This is a genomic window from Streptosporangium sp. 'caverna', assembly GCF_003203775.1.
Taxonomy (GTDB): Bacteria; Actinomycetota; Actinomycetes; order Streptosporangiales; family Streptosporangiaceae; genus Streptosporangium; species Streptosporangium subroseum.
This window is the reverse complement of record NZ_CP029711.1, coordinates 8,390,195-8,409,330: the sequence shown is the minus strand read 5'-3', so window position 1 is coordinate 8,409,330 and position 19,136 is coordinate 8,390,195. Positions and strand designations below refer to the sequence as shown.

The 19,136-nt window shown below is 67.3% G+C and carries 18 protein-coding genes and 1 riboswitch; of the genes, 10 read left to right on the top strand and 8 right to left on the bottom strand.

Annotated features, from left to right (window positions below; translation table 11 throughout):
• Positions 1-4 precede the first annotated feature (4 nt).
• A complete protein-coding gene (locus DKM19_RS36190) occupies positions 5-442 on the bottom strand; it encodes a Fur family transcriptional regulator (RefSeq protein ID WP_110702068.1) in 438 nt (145 codons plus the stop codon).
• Positions 443-866: 424 nt separating this feature from the next.
• Here DKM19_RS36190 and DKM19_RS36185 point away from each other — a divergent pair, with 424 nt between their 5' ends.
• Entirely contained in the window at positions 867-3,080 is a 2,214-nt protein-coding gene (locus DKM19_RS36185; RefSeq protein WP_110702066.1) for a phosphocholine-specific phospholipase C, read from the top strand.
• Positions 3,081-3,341: 261 nt separating this feature from the next.
• Here the strand turns inward: DKM19_RS36185 and DKM19_RS36180 are convergent, their stop codons facing one another.
• Together DKM19_RS36180 and DKM19_RS36175 are read right to left on the bottom strand one after the other, a co-directional pair.
• On the bottom strand, positions 3,342-4,028 hold the full coding sequence (locus DKM19_RS36180; protein WP_110702064.1) for a TenA family protein: 687 nt from the start codon (positions 4,026-4,028) through the stop codon (positions 3,342-3,344).
• Positions 4,016-4,114: riboswitch (TPP riboswitch) on the bottom strand. It overlaps the preceding gene by 13 nt.
• Positions 4,115-4,176: 62 nt before the next feature.
• Positions 4,177-4,764: a TetR/AcrR family transcriptional regulator gene (locus DKM19_RS36175; RefSeq protein ID WP_110702062.1), complete on the bottom strand. Its 588-nt coding sequence runs from the start codon at positions 4,762-4,764 to the stop codon at positions 4,177-4,179.
• 163 nt (positions 4,765-4,927) lie between these two features.
• Between DKM19_RS36175 and DKM19_RS36170 the strand changes: the two genes are divergently transcribed.
• Positions 4,928-5,947, top strand: coding sequence for an aldo/keto reductase (locus DKM19_RS36170; RefSeq protein WP_110702060.1), 1,020 nt, complete (start codon positions 4,928-4,930; stop codon positions 5,945-5,947).
• A gap of 246 nt (positions 5,948-6,193) precedes the next feature.
• On the top strand, positions 6,194-7,036 hold the full coding sequence (locus DKM19_RS36165; RefSeq protein WP_239513768.1) for an LLM class flavin-dependent oxidoreductase: 843 nt from the start codon (positions 6,194-6,196) through the stop codon (positions 7,034-7,036).
• A 227-nt stretch (positions 7,037-7,263) separates the two neighbouring features.
• On the opposite strand, the gene DKM19_RS36160 is transcribed toward DKM19_RS36165, so the two are convergent.
• Both DKM19_RS36160 and DKM19_RS36155 read right to left on the bottom strand, forming a co-directional pair.
• The gene (locus DKM19_RS36160) at positions 7,264-8,172 is read right to left on the bottom strand and encodes a TIGR03619 family F420-dependent LLM class oxidoreductase (RefSeq protein WP_110706236.1); all 909 of its coding nucleotides are present in this window, start codon (positions 8,170-8,172) and stop codon (positions 7,264-7,266) included.
• Between the two features lie 199 nt (positions 8,173-8,371).
• Entirely contained in the window at positions 8,372-9,073 is a 702-nt protein-coding gene (locus DKM19_RS36155; protein ID WP_110702057.1) for a hemerythrin domain-containing protein, read from the bottom strand.
• A 339-nt stretch (positions 9,074-9,412) separates the two neighbouring features.
• Between DKM19_RS36155 and DKM19_RS36150 the strand changes: the two genes are divergently transcribed.
• Together DKM19_RS36150 and DKM19_RS36145 are read left to right on the top strand one after the other, a co-directional pair.
• Positions 9,413-10,234 carry a helix-turn-helix domain-containing protein gene (locus DKM19_RS36150; RefSeq protein WP_110702055.1) on the top strand — a complete coding sequence of 274 codons (822 nt, stop codon included), beginning with the start codon at positions 9,413-9,415 and terminating at the stop codon, positions 10,232-10,234.
• 195 nt (positions 10,235-10,429) lie between these two features.
• Positions 10,430-10,960: a GNAT family N-acetyltransferase gene (locus DKM19_RS36145; RefSeq protein ID WP_110702053.1), complete on the top strand. Its 531-nt coding sequence runs from the start codon at positions 10,430-10,432 to the stop codon at positions 10,958-10,960.
• A gap of 165 nt (positions 10,961-11,125) precedes the next feature.
• On the opposite strand, the gene DKM19_RS36140 is transcribed toward DKM19_RS36145, so the two are convergent.
• Entirely contained in the window at positions 11,126-12,181 is a 1,056-nt protein-coding gene (locus DKM19_RS36140; RefSeq protein ID WP_239513767.1) for an STM4015 family protein, read from the bottom strand.
• A gap of 436 nt (positions 12,182-12,617) precedes the next feature.
• On the opposite strand from DKM19_RS36140, the gene DKM19_RS36135 reads away from it, so the two are divergent.
• Entirely contained in the window at positions 12,618-13,781 is a 1,164-nt protein-coding gene (locus DKM19_RS36135; RefSeq protein ID WP_110702051.1) for a MalY/PatB family protein, read from the top strand.
• Between the two features lie 45 nt (positions 13,782-13,826).
• Here the strand turns inward: DKM19_RS36135 and DKM19_RS36130 are convergent, their stop codons facing one another.
• The gene (locus DKM19_RS36130; RefSeq protein WP_110702049.1) at positions 13,827-14,348 is read right to left on the bottom strand and encodes an orotate phosphoribosyltransferase; all 522 of its coding nucleotides are present in this window, start codon (positions 14,346-14,348) and stop codon (positions 13,827-13,829) included.
• Positions 14,349-14,931: 583 nt separating this feature from the next.
• On the opposite strand from DKM19_RS36130, the gene DKM19_RS36125 reads away from it, so the two are divergent.
• Positions 14,932-15,537 carry a hypothetical protein gene (locus DKM19_RS36125; RefSeq protein WP_110702047.1) on the top strand — a complete coding sequence of 202 codons (606 nt, stop codon included), beginning with the start codon at positions 14,932-14,934 and terminating at the stop codon, positions 15,535-15,537.
• Between the two features lie 659 nt (positions 15,538-16,196).
• Here DKM19_RS36125 and DKM19_RS36120 read toward each other — a convergent pair.
• Positions 16,197-17,027, bottom strand: coding sequence for a helix-turn-helix transcriptional regulator (locus DKM19_RS36120; protein ID WP_110702045.1), 831 nt, complete (start codon positions 17,025-17,027; stop codon positions 16,197-16,199).
• A gap of 226 nt (positions 17,028-17,253) precedes the next feature.
• Here DKM19_RS36120 and DKM19_RS50105 point away from each other — a divergent pair, with 226 nt between their 5' ends.
• The 3 genes from DKM19_RS50105 (at position 17,254) to DKM19_RS36110 (ending at position 19,133) form a co-directional block, all read left to right on the top strand.
• Positions 17,254-17,394 (top strand): hypothetical protein, encoded by a 141-nt coding sequence (locus tag DKM19_RS50105; RefSeq protein ID WP_162642024.1) that lies wholly within the window; start codon positions 17,254-17,256, stop codon positions 17,392-17,394.
• Between the two features lie 360 nt (positions 17,395-17,754).
• The gene (locus DKM19_RS36115; RefSeq protein WP_110702042.1) at positions 17,755-18,237 is read left to right on the top strand and encodes a lamin tail domain-containing protein; all 483 of its coding nucleotides are present in this window, start codon (positions 17,755-17,757) and stop codon (positions 18,235-18,237) included.
• A gap of 272 nt (positions 18,238-18,509) precedes the next feature.
• Positions 18,510-19,133 (top strand): hypothetical protein, encoded by a 624-nt coding sequence (locus DKM19_RS36110; RefSeq protein ID WP_110702040.1) that lies wholly within the window; start codon positions 18,510-18,512, stop codon positions 19,131-19,133.
• Positions 19,134-19,136 lie beyond the last annotated feature (3 nt).

Here is a 19,136-nt window from a genome sequence, read left to right as displayed (position 1 = left end):
GTGCTCAGGAACTGCGAGTGGTGGAACAGGCGGGGCACAGGCCCCAGTAGATGACCTCGGCCTCTTCGATCGAGAACCCGTGGTCGTCGGACGTGGTCAGGCAGGGCGCCTCGCCGACCGCGCAGTCGACGTCGACGACGGCACCGCACGACCGGCACACGATGTGGTGATGGTTGTCCCCGACGCGTCCCTCGAACCGGGCCGAGCTGCCGGCCGGTTCGATGCGGCGTACGAGTCCCGCCGCGGTGAGCGCGTGGAGGGCCTCGTACACGGCTTGAAGGGAGATATGGCCCACGCGATCGCGCACCCCGGAGGCGAGCGCCTCGACGCCGAGGTGATCACCGTCCCGGACGGTCTCGAGCAGTGCGACGCGGGCGGCCGTCACCCGCAGACCCGCCCCGCGTAGCTCCTCGGCTGTGGTCGGAGCCTTGGGTGCGGTCATCGCGCCAGACCTACCTTCATAAACACGAACTATCCAAGACAACGAATGACGCAAGTCTAGGGCCGTGCCAGGCGATGTTAGTCCCGCCGTGGAGTGGCGTGCCATCCGGTCGGCGGGCCGGTGGGAGCGTCACGGCCGGGCGGTCTTTGGCAGCGGAGCGAGCACGTGTACGCGAGGTCGACGAAGAGGGGCGGCGACTGCCGTGGAGGCATCGGCCGGCAGTGAGGCGCCGGCCCGGAGACGTGCTGTCCGCTGAGGTCCGCCGTCGTTCGCTCCCCTGGCTGTACTCGGGGTTATGCGGCGCTATACGGCGCTATACAGACGGCCCCAACCGGCAATTCCGGCTTCGGTTTCCCGTCGCTTGGGAGCAAGGTCGCGGGGCTAGCGTCTCCTGGCACGTCCCCGCACTCGGAGGTCTTGAGCCGTGTCTGAACTGTCCCGCAGAAATTTCCTCGGCACCGCCGCCGCCATCACCGGAGCGGCCGCCGTCGGCGCCGCGTTGCCCAGCACGAGCGCTGCCGCTGCCTCGTCCGGCCATGAGCACGGCCATGAGCATGAGCACGATCATGAACATGGGCACGGCCACGAACACGGTCATACGCACGGAGACATCCGTGACATCAAGCATGTCGTCGTGGTCATGCAGGAGAACCGGAGCTTTGATCACTACTTCGGCACCCTCAAGGGGGTGCGCGGGTTCGGTGACCGCTCGACCATCCTGCTCCCGGGTGGCACGACCGTCTGGGAGCAGCCGGTGACGCCGACGGTCGGGGCAGCCACGCAGTACCCCTGGCGGCTGAGCGGGGCGAAGACCTGGAGTGGGGCGACGCCGCCGAGCGCCGAGCTCGGCGCCGCCAACTACGGCGGCACCGGTCACGGCTGGACCGACCAGCACGGCGCCTGGTACGGCGGGCTGATGAACGGCTGGTACTTCGCCAAGGGCGGCCCGACCACGCTGGGTTATCTGGACCGTCGCGACCTGCCGTTCCACCACGCCCTCGCCGACGCCTACACGGTCGGCGACGCGTACCACTGCTCCGTGCTCAGCGCGACCGGGCCGAACCGCACCTACCTGTGGGGCGGAACGATCAACGCGAACAAGAAGCACGGCAGCTTCACCGCCAACGACGGCGGCGACGAGCGCGGCAAGTTCCTGCCCTGGGAGTCCTACGCCGAGACGCTCCAGGCGGCGGGCGTCGACTGGCGGGTCTACCAGTGCGCCGACGACTACGGCGACAACGGCCTGGAGTACTTCAACACCTTCGCCAAGCTCGACCCCACCCAGGGCGGGACGGCCGCTCCGGGCGACGTCTACTACGACAACGGCGTGAAGAACGTCCCCGAGCCGGTCACCGGGCTGTCGGGCAACGCCGACAACCTCAACGCCGCGATCCGCGCCGACGTGCTCAACGGCACGCTGCCGCAGGTGAGCTGGGTCGTGAACAACCAGTTCTTCTCCGAGCACCCGGTCACGGCCCCGAGCAACGGCGCGTACTTCCTCCGCGGCCTCCTGGAGGCCCTCAACGCCGACCCGGACGTGTTCAACTCGACGCTGGTGATCATCAACTACGACGAGAACGACGGCCAGTTCGACCACGTCCCGCCGCCCATGCCGGCGCCGGGCGAGGAGGACGAGTTCGTCTCCGGCACCATGGGTCAGTACGGTGTCGTCGCTCCTCTCCCGGTCGGGCTCGGCTTCCGCGTACCGCTCATCCTCGTCTCGCCCTGGACGCGCGGCGGCTGGGTGACCTCGGAGGTCTCCGACCACACCTCGGTCATCCAGTTCATCGAGAAGTGGACGACCGCGAACGGCACGCCGGCCATCTCGCCCAACATCAGCGACTGGCGGCGCAAGGTCTGCGGCGACCTGACGGGCGCCTTCGACTTCACCAAGCCGGTCTACGGCCTGCCTCACCTTCCGGACACCGGGGAGCTCATCCCGGAGGTCCGGTACACCCCGCTGCCGGGTGACAACACGATGCCGACCCAGGAGGCGGGGACCAAGCGGGCCCGCCCGCTGCCGTACCAGCCGAACGCCAACCTGACCAGGTTCACCGGCGGGCCGTCCGGCGTCGTGGCGAACCTGACGTTCAGCAACGTGGCCCCGTTCGTGACCAAGGCGAGCCACTTCGCCGTGTACAACAACCGGGCCGGGTCCCCGGCCCTGGCGCAGTACCCGGCCACGTTCCCGGGCCAGTACACCGTCGCGGCCCGGGCGACGGCGTCCGGAACCGGCGCCGTGGGCGTCTCCGCCGGCGACACCGCGTACGACCTCACCGTCACCGGGCCGAACCGGTTCCTGCGCCGGTTCGTCGGTGACCTCGCCACCGCCGGCAAGGACCTCGTCGTCGAGGCGACCTACTACGAGGGCAGGGCGACCGGGGAACCGAAGCTGAAGCTGTCGCTGCGCAACCGCGGGAACTCGCGCGTGAGGTTCACGATCACGCACAACAACTACATCTCGGGCAGGCCGCAGACCGTGAAGGTCGGCGCGCACGGCGAGGAGTCGTGGGCGGTGAGCCCGCTGAAGGTCAGTGACGGCTGGTACGACGTGACCGTCACGGCCGACTGCGACGAAGCCTGGTCGCAGCGGTTCACCGGCCACCTCGAGACCGGAGAGGCCAGCATCACCGGCTGATCCGTCACCGCACCGAGGGCTCGGCCCTGCCCGCCATGCCCGGACCACGAGCACCTCGCGGGCAGGGCCGGGCCCCATGGGTGTCACAAACTCGGCGACCTTACGCGACCTGCTGGTATTCGCCGATCAGCGGTCCAAGGTGGTCACGGCGCGACACCTGCCCGCCGAAGTGCGAACTCCTTGGGTGCCAGATCATGGAGATCTGGCACCCAAGGAGTTCCTCGAGGCGGTGAAGGCCTACTCGGCCGAGTTCGGCCGGTGTCAGTCGCCGGGCAGCCACTGCGCCGTGGGCCACGCCTCCCGGTGCCACGCGCTGTCCCAGAACATCCACTCGTACTCTGTGGCCTGGACGAACGCCTCGGTCATGGCCGCGCGGGTCGCGTCGTCCGCCGCGGCCGCCAGCCGGTCGGCGATCTCTTTGGCCTGCTCGACCGACTTGGCGAAGTCCGGATCGGCATAGGTGGAGATCCATGCCCGGTAGGGGTGGTCGGTGACGTCGCCGGTCTGCTTCAGAAGCGCCGCACCCACATCCTGGTAGACCCAGAAACACGGCAGAACGGCGGCCACGAGCACCGGGTACGGCGCGGCGAGCGCGGTGGCCTGCAGAAAGGAGGAGTAGCCGAGGCAGGTGGGCGAGGTCCGGATGCCGGAGAGATCGGCGGCGGTCAGGCCGTACTCCTCGATGTAGCCCTCGTGCAGGGTCCGCTCGGCGTCCAGCGCGGCGTGCGCGCTGCGCGACCAGAACGCGGCCTCCTGGGAATCGCCGGCCCGCACCGAGGCGGTGGCGAGCGCCTTGGAGAACGCCTCGAGGTATCTGGCGTCCTGCACGATGTAGAAGGCGAACCGCCGGCGGTCGAGTGTGCCCTCGCCGAGTGCGGTATTGAAGGGGTGCTGATGGATGGCTTGCAGCAGTGTGGCGGAACGTGCCCAGACGTCGTCGCAGAACATGACGTCCCTTCGCTAGTTCGAACTAGATCAGGTTCGACGGGTGTGCTCTCAGCCCCGGACATTCCGGGGCACCCCGCGTCGCGAACAAGGGTAACAGCCCGCTCATCCGCCGGACGCTGCCCCGTGAGGAACCCGCGGCCGGCGCTCCCTAGCGGAGGCGCAGTCCTGTGATGAGGAGCCCGACCATGCGACGCGCGTCGTAGCGGGGGTTGCTGCCCGCGCCGATGCAGAGATTGCCGACGCCGCGCAGCAGTTGGTAGGCCTCCATGCCGGGGGAGATCTCGCCCGCCGCGGCGGCGGCGTCGAGCAGTTGGTCGCACACGGGGACGAGGCGGTCGAGGAAATAGGCGTGCAGAGTCTCGAAGGCGGCATCGTCGGACTGCAACGCCTCGGCGAGGCCGTGCTTGGTGACCAGGAAGTCGACGAAGAGGTCGATCCACAGCGCCAGGGCGGTGTGCGGTGTGCTGCTGCTCGCCAGCAGTGCCGGACCGGCCTCGGCGCATGCCTCGACCTGGTGCCGGTAGACGGCGACGATGAGATCGGCTCGCGTCGGGAAGTGGCGGTAGATCGTGCCCACGCCCACGCCGGCCTTGGCGGCGATGTCGCGTACGGGCACGTCGACGCCGGAAGTGATGAAAGCCGCGGCGGCCACGCCCAGCAGCGTCTCCTCGTTACGCCGGGCGTCGGCCCGCTTCCGCGGGGCTGATGCCCCTGATCCACCGTCGATGTCGGCCACTGCGCGTCACTCCACTTGGCAAACGGAACAGCGTTCCGTATATTTATTAGCGGAACACGGTTCCGCTTGTCGTTTAGCGGAACAACGATCCGTTTGTTCAGGATGTCAGAGCAAGTGGGCCGGAACCAAGCCACGCACCTAACACCTCTCAGGGGGAACAGCCATGCAGTACCGCACCTTGGGCCGCACCGGTGTGCAGGTCAGCACACTCGTGCTCGGCGCGATGAACTTCGGCGGTCTGGGACACACCACCCAGGACGAGGTCACCGCCATGGTCGACGCCGCCCTGGAGGGGGGAATCAACCTCATCGACACCGCCGACATGTACAGCCAGGGCGAGTCGGAGGAGATGGTCGGCAAGGCCATCGCCGGCCGCCGCGACGACATCGTGCTGGCCACGAAGGCGAGCATGCCGATGGGCGACGGGCGCAACCATCAGGGCGCCTCGCGCCGCTGGTTGGTCACCGCGTTGGACAACAGCCTGCGCCGTCTGGGCGTCGACCATGTCGATCTCTACCAGATCCACCGGTGGGATCCGAGCACCGGCGACGAGGAGACGCTGTCGGCCCTGACCGACCTGCGGCGCGCGGGAAAGATCCGCTACTTCGGCTCCTCGACGTTCCCCGCGTACCGCATCGTGCAGGCCGAGTGGGCCGCCCGGGAACACCACCTGAGCCGGTACGTCACCGAACAGCCCAGCTACTCGATCCTGCAGCGCGGGATCGAGACCCACGTCCTGCCCGTGACCGAGCAGTACGGACTCGGCGTGCTGGCGTGGAGCCCGCTGGCCTCGGGCTGGCTGTCGGGCGCGGTCCGCGAGGGCCGGGCGATCACCACCAGCCGCTCGACGCTCATGCCGCAGCGCTTCGACACCGCCATCCCCTCCAACCGGGCCAGGCTCGACGCCGTCGAGCGGCTGGCGAAGGTCGCCGACGAGGCCGGTCTGACGATGATCCAGCTCGCGCTCGGCTTCGTCACCGCGCACCCCGCCGTGACCAGCGCGATCATCGGTCCCCGCACCATGGACCACCTGCATTCGCAGCTCGCCGCCGCGGACACCGTGCTCTCCGCCGACGTGCTCGACGAGATCGACACGATCGTCGCGCCGGGCGTCGACCTCGCCGCACACGAGAAGTTCGACACGCCGCCCGCCCTGCTTGACGCGGCGCGGCGACGTCGCTGATCGCTCATCACGTCGGTCACCAGGCGGCAAGTAGCCTGCGCACCCCCCGCCGCCTGACACGTCTGCCGCCTGACGCGTCGCAAGGGCAGGCGGGCAGTGACTTGCGCGCCCCTGCCGCCTGGCGTGTCGCAAGGGAAGGTCTTCAAAGGCTCGAGCCCCTGCCTGCTTCCGAACCGGAGCATGTCCCACCCATGTTGAAAGGACCGACCGCCCATGCCGCAAACACCCCGGCCTCGTTTCGGGATCATGACCGCCCCATCGCAGGTCGACTACCGCGACATCCTGCGGGTCTGGCGCGAGGCGGACACCATCCCGGAGATCGAGCACGCGTGGCTGTTCGATCACCTCATGCCGATCGGCGGCGACCCGAGCGGACCGACCCACGAAGGCTGGACGCTGCTCTCGGCCCTCGCGGCACAGACCCAGCGACTGCGTCTCGGTCTGCTCGTGACCAGCAACCGCTTCCGGCCGCCCGCGATGCTGGCCAAGATCGCCGCGACCGTCGACATCGTCTCCGGTGGACGGCTCGACTTCGGCATCGGCGCGGGCTCACGACCCGGCCACCCTCTGGCCCGGCGCGAGTATGAGGCACACGGCCTGCCCTTCCACGACTCCGCCCACGCCGTGGGGAGCCTCGCCGAGGCGTGCACGATCATCCGGCGGCTGTGGACCGAGACCGAACCGTTCGATTTCAATGGCACCTACGTCCAGCTCACCGGAGCGTTCTGCAATCCCAAACCCGTCCAGCGCCCCCACCCGCCGATCCTCATCGGCGGACGCTCGGCCCCCGTGCTCCGCGTGGTCGCCGAGCACGCCGACCTGTGGAACATCCCCGGCGGCGACATCGACGACGCCATCGGCCGCAGCGCACTGCTGGACCGCTACTGCACCGAGATCGGCCGCGACCCCGCCTCGATCACCCGCTCGATCCACCTGCCGGTCTCCTACGACCAGCCCGGCATCACCCGGGACGCGATCGGCGAGGCGACCGCCACCGGTTTCCGGCACATCGTCCTCGGGCTGTCAGCTCCCTACCCCGCCGACGTCGCCCGATGGGTCACCGACAAGCTCATCACCACGTCGGTCTAGAGCTCCACCCGTAGAGGGAATCTCCGCATCGCGTCTTCGTGGTCGTCGCAGGGAGATGGAGAGATCGACACACGCTCATCGGCATGTCCGGCTGATTCCATGGGGCGTCTACCTGTCGGGGGCAGCCGAGTGTCCTAGGTGAGCCAGACGACCTCGGACTCCGTACGGCCATGCGCCGCTGGGGCTTCAACACCAAGCAGCGGGACGAGTGTCCGTGGCGCGGCCGGTCACGTGTTGCGTGACCGTTCCAGGACCTGGTTGACGATCTCGAGTGCGTGATCGACGTCTTCGGCGATTTCCATCAGGTCGACGAACGCGTGCTCTACGGGGGTGTGCTGTTCCGCCCCGGTGATGGCGTCGACAACCTGATCGACGGTGCCCTCCGCCGTCGGGTAGACGCGAAGGATGAGATCGAGCTGGGAGGGGTCCCGGCCTTGCTCCGTCGCCATGTTCCTGAGCCGGTCGACGGGGTCGTTGACGGCGGCGGGGGAGAACTCCCATGCCGCGGAGCCCGGCCGCACGACCGGCAGCCAGCCATCGGCCCGCCGGGCGGCCCGGCGCATCGCTGCCGGGGAGTATCCCCCCAGGTAGATCGGCGGACGGGGGTGCTGGGCGGGCTTGAGATCGGTATAGGTCGCCGGGATGGTCCAGTATGCGCCGTGGTACTCGACGGGATTGTCCGACCAGTAGGCCTCCAGAGCATCGAGGCATTCATCCAGGCGCGCCCCTCGCTGCGCCATGGGGACGCCGACGGCAAGGTATTCCTCCGGTGACCATCCCACCCCCAGGCCCGGGATGAGCCGTCCGCCGCTGACCAGGTCGATACTGGTCAGCGAGCGGGCCAGCACGGCCGGGGGATACCAGGGGGCGTTGAGGACATTCGTGCCGATCTGGACATGTTCGGTGGAGACAGCCGCGATCGACAGGAGAACAAAAGGATCCAGGCGCGCGTGGAAAGCGCGGGGGATGGTGCCGTCGCTTCCGTAGCCCACGGTCGGGTTCACCGGAGCCAGCAGCCGGTCACCCACCCACAGGCTGTCCGCGCCCAGTTGCTCGGCCTGCCGGGCGAAGCGCGTGACCTCTCGCGGGTAGTGTGCCAGAGCTCCCAGCTGCGGAAGCGTGAATCCGATACGCACGATGCTCTCCATTTCGTCCAGATAGTTCAGGGCGCTGCGGACATCAAGAACAAGCATGTTCTCGGTGCCGCGGGCGGCAGATCCTCGGGTCCGGCAGATCCGGGATGGTGCCCCTCGCCCGAGGACAACGATGAGCACGCCGACCCGAGCTGCATGGCCTGGCTTGGGTGGCCCCTGAGAGGATGCGAACTCCCTAAGTTCACCTCTGAGAGGGTTTGAGCGGGGCGCTGCGGTGAGGCGTAGGTGTGCCGTGGACGCGTTCGGAATGGGCGGCAAAATCCCGGGGTCCCTGTTCCTCAAGCATCGTCCGCACCTCGGACGGCAACGAGGACAGGGTGTTCTCAATCACCTCGGGATTTGCTTCGTACAAGGTCATGCCGAAGACCAGAGGCATTTTCCCCGGCGGCAGCGCGGCCCCGGTGGAACCGGCCATGGCATGCCACTCGGTAGCGGTGACATATTTCTCCGCCAACGGCAGGATGTGCTGTTCTTCCAGGCCCATGTGCTCATAAAGCACTCCGTACAAGCCGTCCAGAACGTCGGCCAGCAGCTTGCCCCGCTCCGCGGCCGCATCCTGACGCCACTCGCCCAGCGCCGCGACGGACTGCACGGTGAGTTGTTCGATGCGCTCGTGGTGGCCTTCCATCATCTGGACGACAGGGCCGACCTCTTCGCTGCCGCGGTCCAGGAGCTTGGGCCACAGGTGAATGTCCTCGGCACGGTGATGCGCCTCCAGCACAGCCGTCAGGAAACCGATGTGCTCGGCGAGCAGGTGCGCGCGTTCGGTGTCTCCCGCTGCGACGTCGCGCACGAGCGCCGGCAGTGCGGCGAACTCGCGCCGGAACATGGCGTGCACCATGTACATGTCTCGGGTGTCGGCAGGCGTTTCAGGGCTCGTCACTGCATGCTCCTTACAAAATGGTCCTCGCCGGTCCGCGCGTCCCGACCACCCCGGAGCCTCCCCTGAGAGGAAGCACCCTGGAGCGACCGGCCCGGTGACCGGCCGGTCTCGCCGGCGGGTGGACACGTCATCGCGGTTCCGTCTGTGTCGTGGTGCGCGGTCCTCTCACCGTTGCCGCCTGGTGAGATGAGGCCCGCGGAACCATCGTCGGCCGTCACCCGACGGCTGCGAAAGGTCCGAGAGTCGCCACAGCGCTGGTGGACGCCGTTCTCCTACCCATGGCTGTCGTAGGAGTGACACGGCCACCCTCTCTCCTCGATGACGGCCTAGGTTGACGAGATGCACACGAGAAACCATCTTGGGGAGTTCCTTTACGCGCGGCGCACCAGGACGACCCTCGAACAGGTGGAACTCACGTGCGACGGTCGCCGTCGGACATCGGGACTGCGCCGTGAGGAGGTGGCCATGCTGTCCGGCGTCAGCCCGGGGTACTACGCCAGGCTGGAGCAGGGGAGGGAGCGCCAGCCGTCGATTCAGGTGCTCGCGGCGCTGGCACGGGTCTTCCAGCTCGACGCCGTGGCCACCGAGCATCTTTACGATCTCGTCAGCCCCCGCCGGCGCCCGCGCGAAGGACGGTTCGGCGACCAGGTGCCCGCGAAAGTGGTGCGGCTGATCGAGAGATGGGATCGCGCGGTGGCTTTTGTGGTGAACGAGCGGCAGGACATTCTGGCGAAGAACCGGGTGGCCACCGCCCTCCTCGACGGATTGACGTACAACGACAACGTGATGCGGCTGCTCTTTCTCGATCCCACCGCAGAAGAGCTCTGCCGGGAATGGGATAAGGAAGCCCAGCTCAACGTGGCCCACTTCCGGGCCGCCGTCGGCAACGACCGCGACGAGCCCTTCATCGGGGAGCTCATCAACGAGCTGTCGGCGGAGAGTATGGAGTTCCGCCGGATATGGGCTCGCCACGATGTGGGGGAGCCGAGGCAGACCCCCATACGGTTGCGTCACTCCGGCGTCGGCGACCTGACCCTGTGGCATGAGACGTTGCACTTCGAGAGCGTGCCCGGCCTGAGCATCTTCGTCGCGGAGCCCGAGCCGGGCAGCCTGTCCGAGGGCGCGCTGGCGTCACTGGTGAGGACGGGTCAGGCAGGCTGACACAGCCGGTCGCACCGCCGTTGTCGGTGGCCGCCTGGTATCCGACGCTTACGCACCGACCGCAGCAGAAGCAGACATCGGTCGCCCGTGACGATCGTTGTACTGCATCTGAGCGGCGGTGCGACCAGAGAGCGGCGGATGGCGTAGGTGCGCCGTGGCGTGCGTATGGCGGAACGGAGCAGGCACAATACCTGGATGAATCGCCCAGAAACGCCCCCAGCTCCCGAACTGATTATCCGTCCGGCAGAGCCGGGTGATGTCGACGTGCTGCACCGGTTCATCGTCGAACTCGCGGAAGTGGAAGAGCATCCCGAGCCGGTCACCGCCCGGCCACGAGATGTGGCAGAGGCACTGTTCGGTCCGCACCCGCTGGCGGAAGCCCTGTTGGCGACGATCGACGGGCAGCCGGTCGCGTTCGCCCTTTTCTACTCCACCTACAGCACCGTGCGCGGCCGGGCAGGCATCCATCTCGAAGACCTGTACGTCCGTCCTGAGCACCGGGGGAGCGGACTGGGGCAGGCACTGCTCGCTCACCTTGCCGAACTGGCGGTGCGGCGGGGCTGTGCCCGCTTTGAGTGGTGGGTGCTGCGCACCAATGAGCCGGCCCTGCGCTTCTACGGTCGCCTGCACGCTCGCGAGCTCGACGAGATAGCGATCCTGAGACTTGACGGAGAAGCCCTGCACAGCCTGGCAGCGAACAGAGGCCACCAGCCGGCGGGAAGATGACGCAGCCCCCGTGGCCCTGCCGCACCGGGACCGGCCCCCAGCCCAGGACGCATGTGTCGGCAGGCGCAGGGCCGGGCGGCGGGTTGCGTCCACGGAGGTGGTGTAAGAGTTCGGCCAGGCCACAGATGTGTCGCCGGACATGACGGACGGCTGTCCGACGGCGGTTTACTCCGAGACGGCGACGTAGCGCCCGCTCAGACGCTCCTGAGGTTCGGAGAGGTCGATCTCAACGTTGGGCAGGGCGTGCCGGATGCGTATGGCCATGGGCGCGGTGAGGAAGTGGTGGTGCAGGTCGAGGTGGCGCAGGTGGGTGAGGGGCCGGCCGCTCAGCAGGGCCTCGGCTCCGATGTCGCTCAGCTCGCCCATGGCCATGCTGAGCGCCTCCAGCCGGGCGACGACCGGTGCCGCGGCGACGGCGGCGGCCACCTCGTCCTGAATCTCGCTGTCGCGCAGGCCGAGCCGGCGCAGCGAGGGCAGGCCCGTCCCCGACAGGACGCCTTCGAGGTCGTTCACCGTGGCGTCGCCGCCGTACTCGGCGACGCCGAGCCACAGCTCCAGATGTTCCAGCGCGGGCAGGTCGCACCGCCCGAGCGCGCGCACGACGTCGCCGGGCAGCCCACCGGTCTCGAACCGCAGGACCTTGAGGGACCCGTGCCTGATGGGACGGAGTCGCAGGCCTTCGCTGCCGCGCACGTCCAGCCGCTCCAGGTGGGGGAACGCCTCCAGGACCGGGGTGATGTCCCCCTGCTGGATCCAGGAGATCTGATAGTCGGGCTCGATGAAGCCGAGGAACAGCGAGCGCAGCCGGGGCAGCCGGTGGGCGTTGGCGGCGAGCACGGCGGGAGCGTCGCGCGCACTGATCCCGGCGACCACGATGGCCTGGATCCCGGAACCGTCGACGGTGGCGAGCAGTTTCTCCAGCCCCGCGGTGAACCCGGGGCCGTCGGCCTCCTCGTACAGCTCGCTGCCGTGCAGGGGCCAGGCGAAGTGTGAGGGGTCGGGATCGCCGTGGCCGTTGAGCATACGAAAATCGGCGACGGGCAGCCCGGCGTAGGTTTCACGGTGGCCGCCCATCCTGTCCCAGCGGTAGACCCCGTCCTCATGGAAGAACGTCTCGCCGGGGTCGCGCGGGTCGGCCGCTCTCATCCCGGGGTAGAGCGCGTCGAGATATCTGTCGTACTCGTTGTCGTCGACATACATCTCGTTGCCATCGATGAACATGCGGCGTCCTCGGTCGGGGGGCGGGCTTATGTATTACCAGGTGCGGGCGACGGTTCCGGAAGTGATCACCCGCATTCGACTCGTACACCACTTCCGTGGGCACAACCCTCGGGGCATCGCCCGGTGGCCGTTCCGCGTCGAGGACCACCCGTCACCTGGTTGAAAACGAAGCTGAGAACTTCCAGCGGGATGACCGATGCCGGGCTTGATCTCTGACTGCGGCGGGGCGCCGAGGGGTGGTGCCGCGGCTGGAGCCTTGGGCGTGGGCCGACGACTCCTCTCTCCCCGTCGCCCACCGGGGTGGCACACCGGCAACCTCCGCCGCCGATGACGTCGGCGAGCAGGCCGCGGACCTGCCGGCGCCTGGACAGCACACCGTTCACCAATGGTCTAATATCAGCCCAAAACGGGACCATAGACGAGCGAATGGAGCCCCATGTTCGACGATCTCGACCTCGAAGCCCTGCGTCGGCGTCCGGGTGTGAAGTGGGCACAAGCCGGGCCGGGTGTACTGCCCGCCTGGATCGCCGACATGGACTTCCCCGTGCCGCCCCCGGTGCGCGAAGCGCTGGCGCACGCCATCGAGGTCGATCTGGGCTACCCCGCCTGGGACGACCAGCCAGGGGCGAACCCGCTCAACGAGGCCTTCGCCGAACGGATGAAGCGGCTCCATGACTGGTCTCCGGACCCGTCGCACATCCATCACTTCACGGAGCTGATCCAGGCCCTGCAGGTCCTGCTGCACATCACGACCCAGCCCGGCGACGCCGTGGCCATGCACCTGCCCGCCTACCCGCCGTTCATCAAGACGCTGACGGACATGAATCGCCGGCTCGTCCCCATCCCCATGGTCGACGACGGCCAGGGCTGGCGCTTCGACGCCGACCGGCTGGCCGAGGATGTCGCGCGGCACGGGTGCCGGGCAATCATCCTGGTCAACCCGCACAATCCCACCGGCCGGGCGTTCGACCGCGACGAGCTCACCAGGATCGCGGAGATCGCCGACCGGCACGACCTGCTCGTCATCTCCGACGAGATCCACTCCGACCTCGTACACGACCCGCACCGCCACATCCCGTTCGCCACGCTGGGGCCGGAGGCCGCCGCCCGCACGGTGACGCTGACCTCGGCGAGCAAGGCGTTCAACCTTGCCGGGCTGCGCTGCTCCGTCGCGCACGTCGGCGACGCCCGCGTCCGCCGGGCGCTGGCCGCCCAGCCGCCGCTGATGTTCGGCGAGGTGAGCTCCCTGGGCGTGCTGGCCACGGTGGCCGCCTGGAAGGACGGCGACGGCTACCTCGCCGAGGTGCGCGCCACCCTCGCCAGAAACCGCGAACTGATCGCCGCATCACTGCCCGCCGGGGTGCGTCACCACCTGCCCGAGGCGACTTACCTGGCCTGGCTCGACTGCCGCGGCCTGGGTCTCGGCACCGACCCGGCGGCGTTCTTCCTGGAACGGGCGGGCGTCATGCTCAGCGGCGGCCCCGGCTTCGGCCTGGGTTCGGACGGCTTCGCAAGGCTCAACTTCGCCACCTCCGAGCCGATCCTCGCGGAGATTCTGCGCCGCATGCGCGATGCCGTCGAACAGGCGTCCGGCGGATAACCCGCTCAGAACTCGACCGGGTGTCCCAGTTATCTTGAGCGACTCTTAGTCTCGCTCGAGATCCTCGCGCTTCAGCAGCGCAAGGAGTCGGATCCCATCCGCGGCCAAGGCCTCGGCACCGCCTTCCTGCCGATCGATGACGCACAACGCGTGGTCGATCTGAGCCCCTAGATCACGCAACTGACCAGTGGAGATCGCGATCTGCCCACCCGAGGTCACCACGTCCTCAACGACCAGGACGCGCCGTCCCTTGACGTCGGCACCCTCGGCCAGTCGAGCAGTGCCATAGGACTTCGCTGTCTTGCGCACGAACGCGCATGGCAAGCCGGTGCGTCGCCCCAGCGCCGTGACCACCGCGATGCCGCCCATCTCCAGGCCGGCCAACACCTCGGTCCCCTCGGGAACCAGTGACACCATCCCCGACGCCAACTCATCCAGAAGGGCCGGATCGGCCTCGAACTGGTACTTGTCGAAGTATTCCTCGGCCACTCGTCCCGAACGCAACACGAACCGGCCACTCAACCGGCTACGGTCACGAACCCGACGGGCGAGATCCACATCAGTCACAACACGAGCATGGCAGACCGCCTGAACGGACCTCTCCACGGTCCACCAGCGCGGCAGTCGCGGTTGCCTACGTGACTGACATGCCTGACGGACCTTCAAGCGACTGACCAGCCGGTTCGCTTGACAACCCCAGATAGCGATCGCAGTGATCTCTTTGGAGCGGTGCCTCCGGGGGCTCTGACGAACTCTCCGCGTTTTCAGTCCTCACCAATCGAACTGGAGCATGTTCGCGATGAAAGTCCTTCAGTCTGGCTGAACTCACGGCCGACGTGTCGTTAAGAGTCGTGTCATCAGGTACACGCGATTGCATTAGCCCAGGTCAGCGAACTGGATAAATGGAACAAAATAAGCGCCTTGGCGAGGGAGCCCGGACCAACTGCGAGGGCTGCCACCAGGGTCAACACGATCGCGTGTACTTGATGACACGACTCTTAACAACACCCCAACGTGCGCGACGCCTGACCGTCACCGTGTTGTCGGCCCCGGCCGGGGGAGATCGGCTTTCGGCCGGACAATTCCGCTTTCCGCCTCCAGCCTCCACAATGCCGGTGAGGGCGGCTCGGGCCCCCGAGGAGGTGTCGGCATGAGGCAGCCGGACGAGGGCGAACTACGGGCGAGGTCCCTCGCCAACGAAGCTCAAGTTCGATCATGGATCGCGGACTGGAACTGCCCTGAGATCGTCTGGGCGGAGTTTCCCGAAGAGCCGGTTTCTACCGCGTTCCTGGAGCAGGACAGTGAGTGGTGGTGGAACACCAGTCGCATCCCATGGATGAGAAATCAGATCTGGCCCCTCAGTGCGGATCCCTCGGGGGAATCGAGGCCCAGTGTGCGAGCGGCCTGGCGGTTCGACAGCGACTACATGTTCCAGGAGCTCTCGATCCATGTCGAATCCATCCTCGACCCGGAGTATCTGGCCGAGATGCTCGCTCTGGGAGTGCATGCGGCGGCCCTGAAGGGCTGGCAGGAGGAGGACGCGCACAGCCTGTACCGCCACCTTTACGACGCCCTCAACCATCGCCCACTGTCCAATTCCGTGCTGATCAAGGGGCGATTAGGGTTCGTCCTCTTCGAATTCATGCGCATGCCGTTCTTCAAAGAGGTCCGGATCATGTTGAGGCTCACGCTGACCTCCACCGCCACCGACGGCACACCACTGAACGAGCACGGCGGGACGCCGTTCGACTCCTGAGGCCATGTGCCGCGACGAGTGGCACGCACAGCTCTGAGGGGGCCCTGGCGCAGCAATGCACCGGGGCTACCGGTGAGGAGGACGCCTACCCACGCCGACCTCGAAGACGCCGTGAGCCATCTCCCCACCGATCAGTAGAGCCACCGCTGACCTGGGCGAACTCAATCGCGTGTACCTGGCTGCACGAGTCCTACCGACACCCCGAGTGGAGGGATCTGTACTGCTGCTCCTCAACTTCGGGCTCGCATTCCCGTGACACAGCGACATTCCGTGCGTACCGTCCGAACATGCCCCCGTCGAAGGCCCGGCAGACGACGCACCCCCGCCGGACGCCCCTATCCCGTCACGACCTTCTGACGTTCCCCGACGCACGACCCGGACCTTCCGCAACCTCCGCCGCCCTGTCCGGGCAGAGCCGCCTTCGCCACCTCCAGCTGTCGACGAGACGTCAGCAGAACCACCACGGTCGAAACGAAGGTGGTTCACCCGGAGGCCTCGCGTCACGCCGTCTTCGCAAACCGAACTCGATGAGCTGCCCGTCAATGATCGCCAGGAGCCACACAATGCTCACCGCCAGCGACCCTGGCAAATGATCACATCGATGGGCTTGGCTCCCAGCTACTTCAAGATTGGCGGCACGGACTCGTCTGGAGGGGCCGTCACGACACCATGTCAGCGAGGCTGCCCAGCCGAGTCAAGGCGTGCTCGGAGGGGCTGCCAGGATCGGCATGCAGGATGACCAATTGCTGGCCAGGGGCGCCGGCGACGCTAAGCACCTCACAGGTAAGGGTCAGGTCACCAACCTCATGGTGGCAAAGGGAATTGGCCTCTTGGGTTGCCCAAAATATGTCGTGGCGGGCCCACATCCGGCGGAAGTCCGCGCTTTTGCACGAGAGTTCATCGACCAGCTCGGTCAGGTCCGGGTCGTCGAGGTCCGCTCCCACGGCGGCGCGCAGATTAGCTATCCGGAAGCGGGCATGCTGTTCCCAGCATCGGTAGAACTTTCGCGCGGCGGGGTTCAGGAAGGCCACCCGGAGCATGTTGTCCATGTCTCCCAGGCCACTGTGGAGGGCGGTGCTCAGCGGGTTCATGGCCAATACGTCCATCCAGCGATTGACCACCACCGCCGGGGTGTGCGACCAGCGGTACATCAGCCGGAGCAGGTCCGGATTGACCTGCTCGGTCCGGCGGGTCGTTCCGTGCTGCTGCCGCGACCTGGGGCGGGTGAGTTCATACAGGTGCGCCGCGGCGTCGGGGCCGAGATCCAACGCCCGCGCCAGGGCATCGAGCACCTGCCCAGACGGATGGCATTCGCGCCCCTGTTCCAGGCGGACGTAGTAGTCGGTGCTGACCCCGGCCAGCATCGCCACCTCTTCCCGGCGTAACCCCGGGGTCCTGCGGGAGCCAGCGTCTAGCAGCCCCACCTGTGCGGGGGCGGTGACCTCACGCCGAGCGCGCAGGAACTCACCGAGGAGCTTGTCACCGCCCATTTCATCACCATATGTCGGAACCTTGCCGACAAGGGTGGGAGTATCACCCCCACCCTTGACCAGGGGTCCGGGCCAGTTCGGTGGGCTGCGGGCAGGGACATGCTGTCCCTGGCCTGACCATGTTGGTGCTGGCCAGACGGCACCCAGGTCACTCTCGACATCGAGGCCGCACTCGACCGGATCGTGGCCACCGTGAAGCGGCTCCAAGCCAGGCAGAAGGCCCCCGATGAGTGAGCGGGAAAAGCTGGCGCTCTCTCTCGTCCGCCGCTGGAACCTGACCCGGGAAGACCTGGACCTCGCAGCCGACGCGCTCGGCGTGCCCCGGGTGACTGATGAGGAATGGGCCAGGATCCCCAGCACTTCATGAGCTAGCTCGGCGGCACGCGGGCCCCCATCTCGTGTCGCCGAGTCTGATCTTCCGCCCGGGCGCACGCACCCCGCATTACCGGGGGTCCGGGCGGAAATGGTGGCCCCGCTTCCCTTGGAGGGTGGAGCGGGGCCACCGTCATCTCATCGGACCCTCACGCGAACACGTAAGGGTGTCACTAAAGTCGCGAAACTCAGCCGAGTAGTAGCCGTGGACATGCGCTGACGCCCTCATCCCTCGATCGGGTGGGGGCGCTGCCATGTCCTGGTATGCCAACAGAACGACGCTCAACGGCAAACCTGTACCGTTGGCCAGCTATCTCACATGCGCCCCACTTCTCACACGCTGAAGGATCCACCAGTGCGCGTTCTCCCCCTGGCTCTGTCCGCTGCCGCAGTCGCGGCCTCGGTGCTTGTTCCCGTGGTGCCGGCGCACGCCGCCGCGCTCCCCGCGATTCAGCTCGTGAAGATCTACTACAACTCGCCCGGGTCGCCGGACAACGGCGCGAACATCAGCCTGAACGGCGAGTACGCGCAGATCAAGAACACCACCCGGAAGGCCGTCAACCTCAAGGGCTGGACCCTCCGCGACAAGACGAGGGCGGCGGATCACATCTACACGTTCGGGACGTTCACCCTCGGCGCGGGAAAGACCGTCACCATACGGACCGGCAAGGGCACGAACACCACCACCAACCTCTACTGGGGCAGGGGCGGCCAGGGAACCTTCAACTACATCTGGAACCAGGCGTCGGACGCAGCGTACGTGAGGAACGCGTCCGGCAAGCTGATCGACTCCTGCTCGTACAACAGCTCCCGGGCCGCATCCAAGAGCTGCTTGTAGCCGTACGACGCAACGCTGCCCCTGCCCTTACCGGGTGGGGGCGTCGTCATGTCCAGGTGCGGTCAGCTGCTCCCGGCCTCGGTCGTATCCGTAGGGAATCACTGAACGCGGTGTCACGCTGGTTCGATGACCACAGACCCCCAGCCTGTGAAGCGGAAAGGCGGGCATTGCTATGTGCTCGCGTAACCCAACCCGCTGGGCATGATTGGACAACCAGGGCATATCCAGCTGCGTCTCCTCTCGCCCGTATCCCTTGCCCCTGGAGTCACACCATGCGCTCTCTTCGCATCTTCGCCGCCCTCGCGGCACTGGCATCGGCCGTACTCCTCGCCCCGCCAGCCCATGCTGCGGTCACCCCCGTGTCGGCCGTAACCACCTACAGGGGCGAGGGTGATGATCTGGTTCGCATCCGGGCCACCACCAAACCGGGCATCGTGAAGATCACCCACAACGGGGAGGGGCACTTCGCAGTCTGGGCTCTCACCCCATCAGGCAAAGAAGACGACCTTCTGGCCAACCAGATCGGCGCTTACAAAGGCACCAAGGCGTTCAACACCAGCACCTCGAACAAGACCGGCGCATTCAGCATCAAAGCCGACGGCGCCTGGACCCTGCAGGTCCTCCCTCTGAGCAAAACCCGCTCGTGGTCGATCACCAGCCGAGGAACAGGCGACGACGCGCTCCGGTTGAGCAGCACCAGCCGCGGCCTGCACCGGATGAAGATCCGCCACACCGGCGAAGGCCACTTCGCAGTGTGGACGCTGGACGCGAACGGCAGGCTCAACAACTTGGCGGTGAACAAGGTCGGCTCATACAGCGGAACCGTCTTGCTGCCCCCGGGCACCCGGTACGCGACGGTCAAGGCCGACGGGGCGTGGTCGATCGTCCGCAGCTAGGCC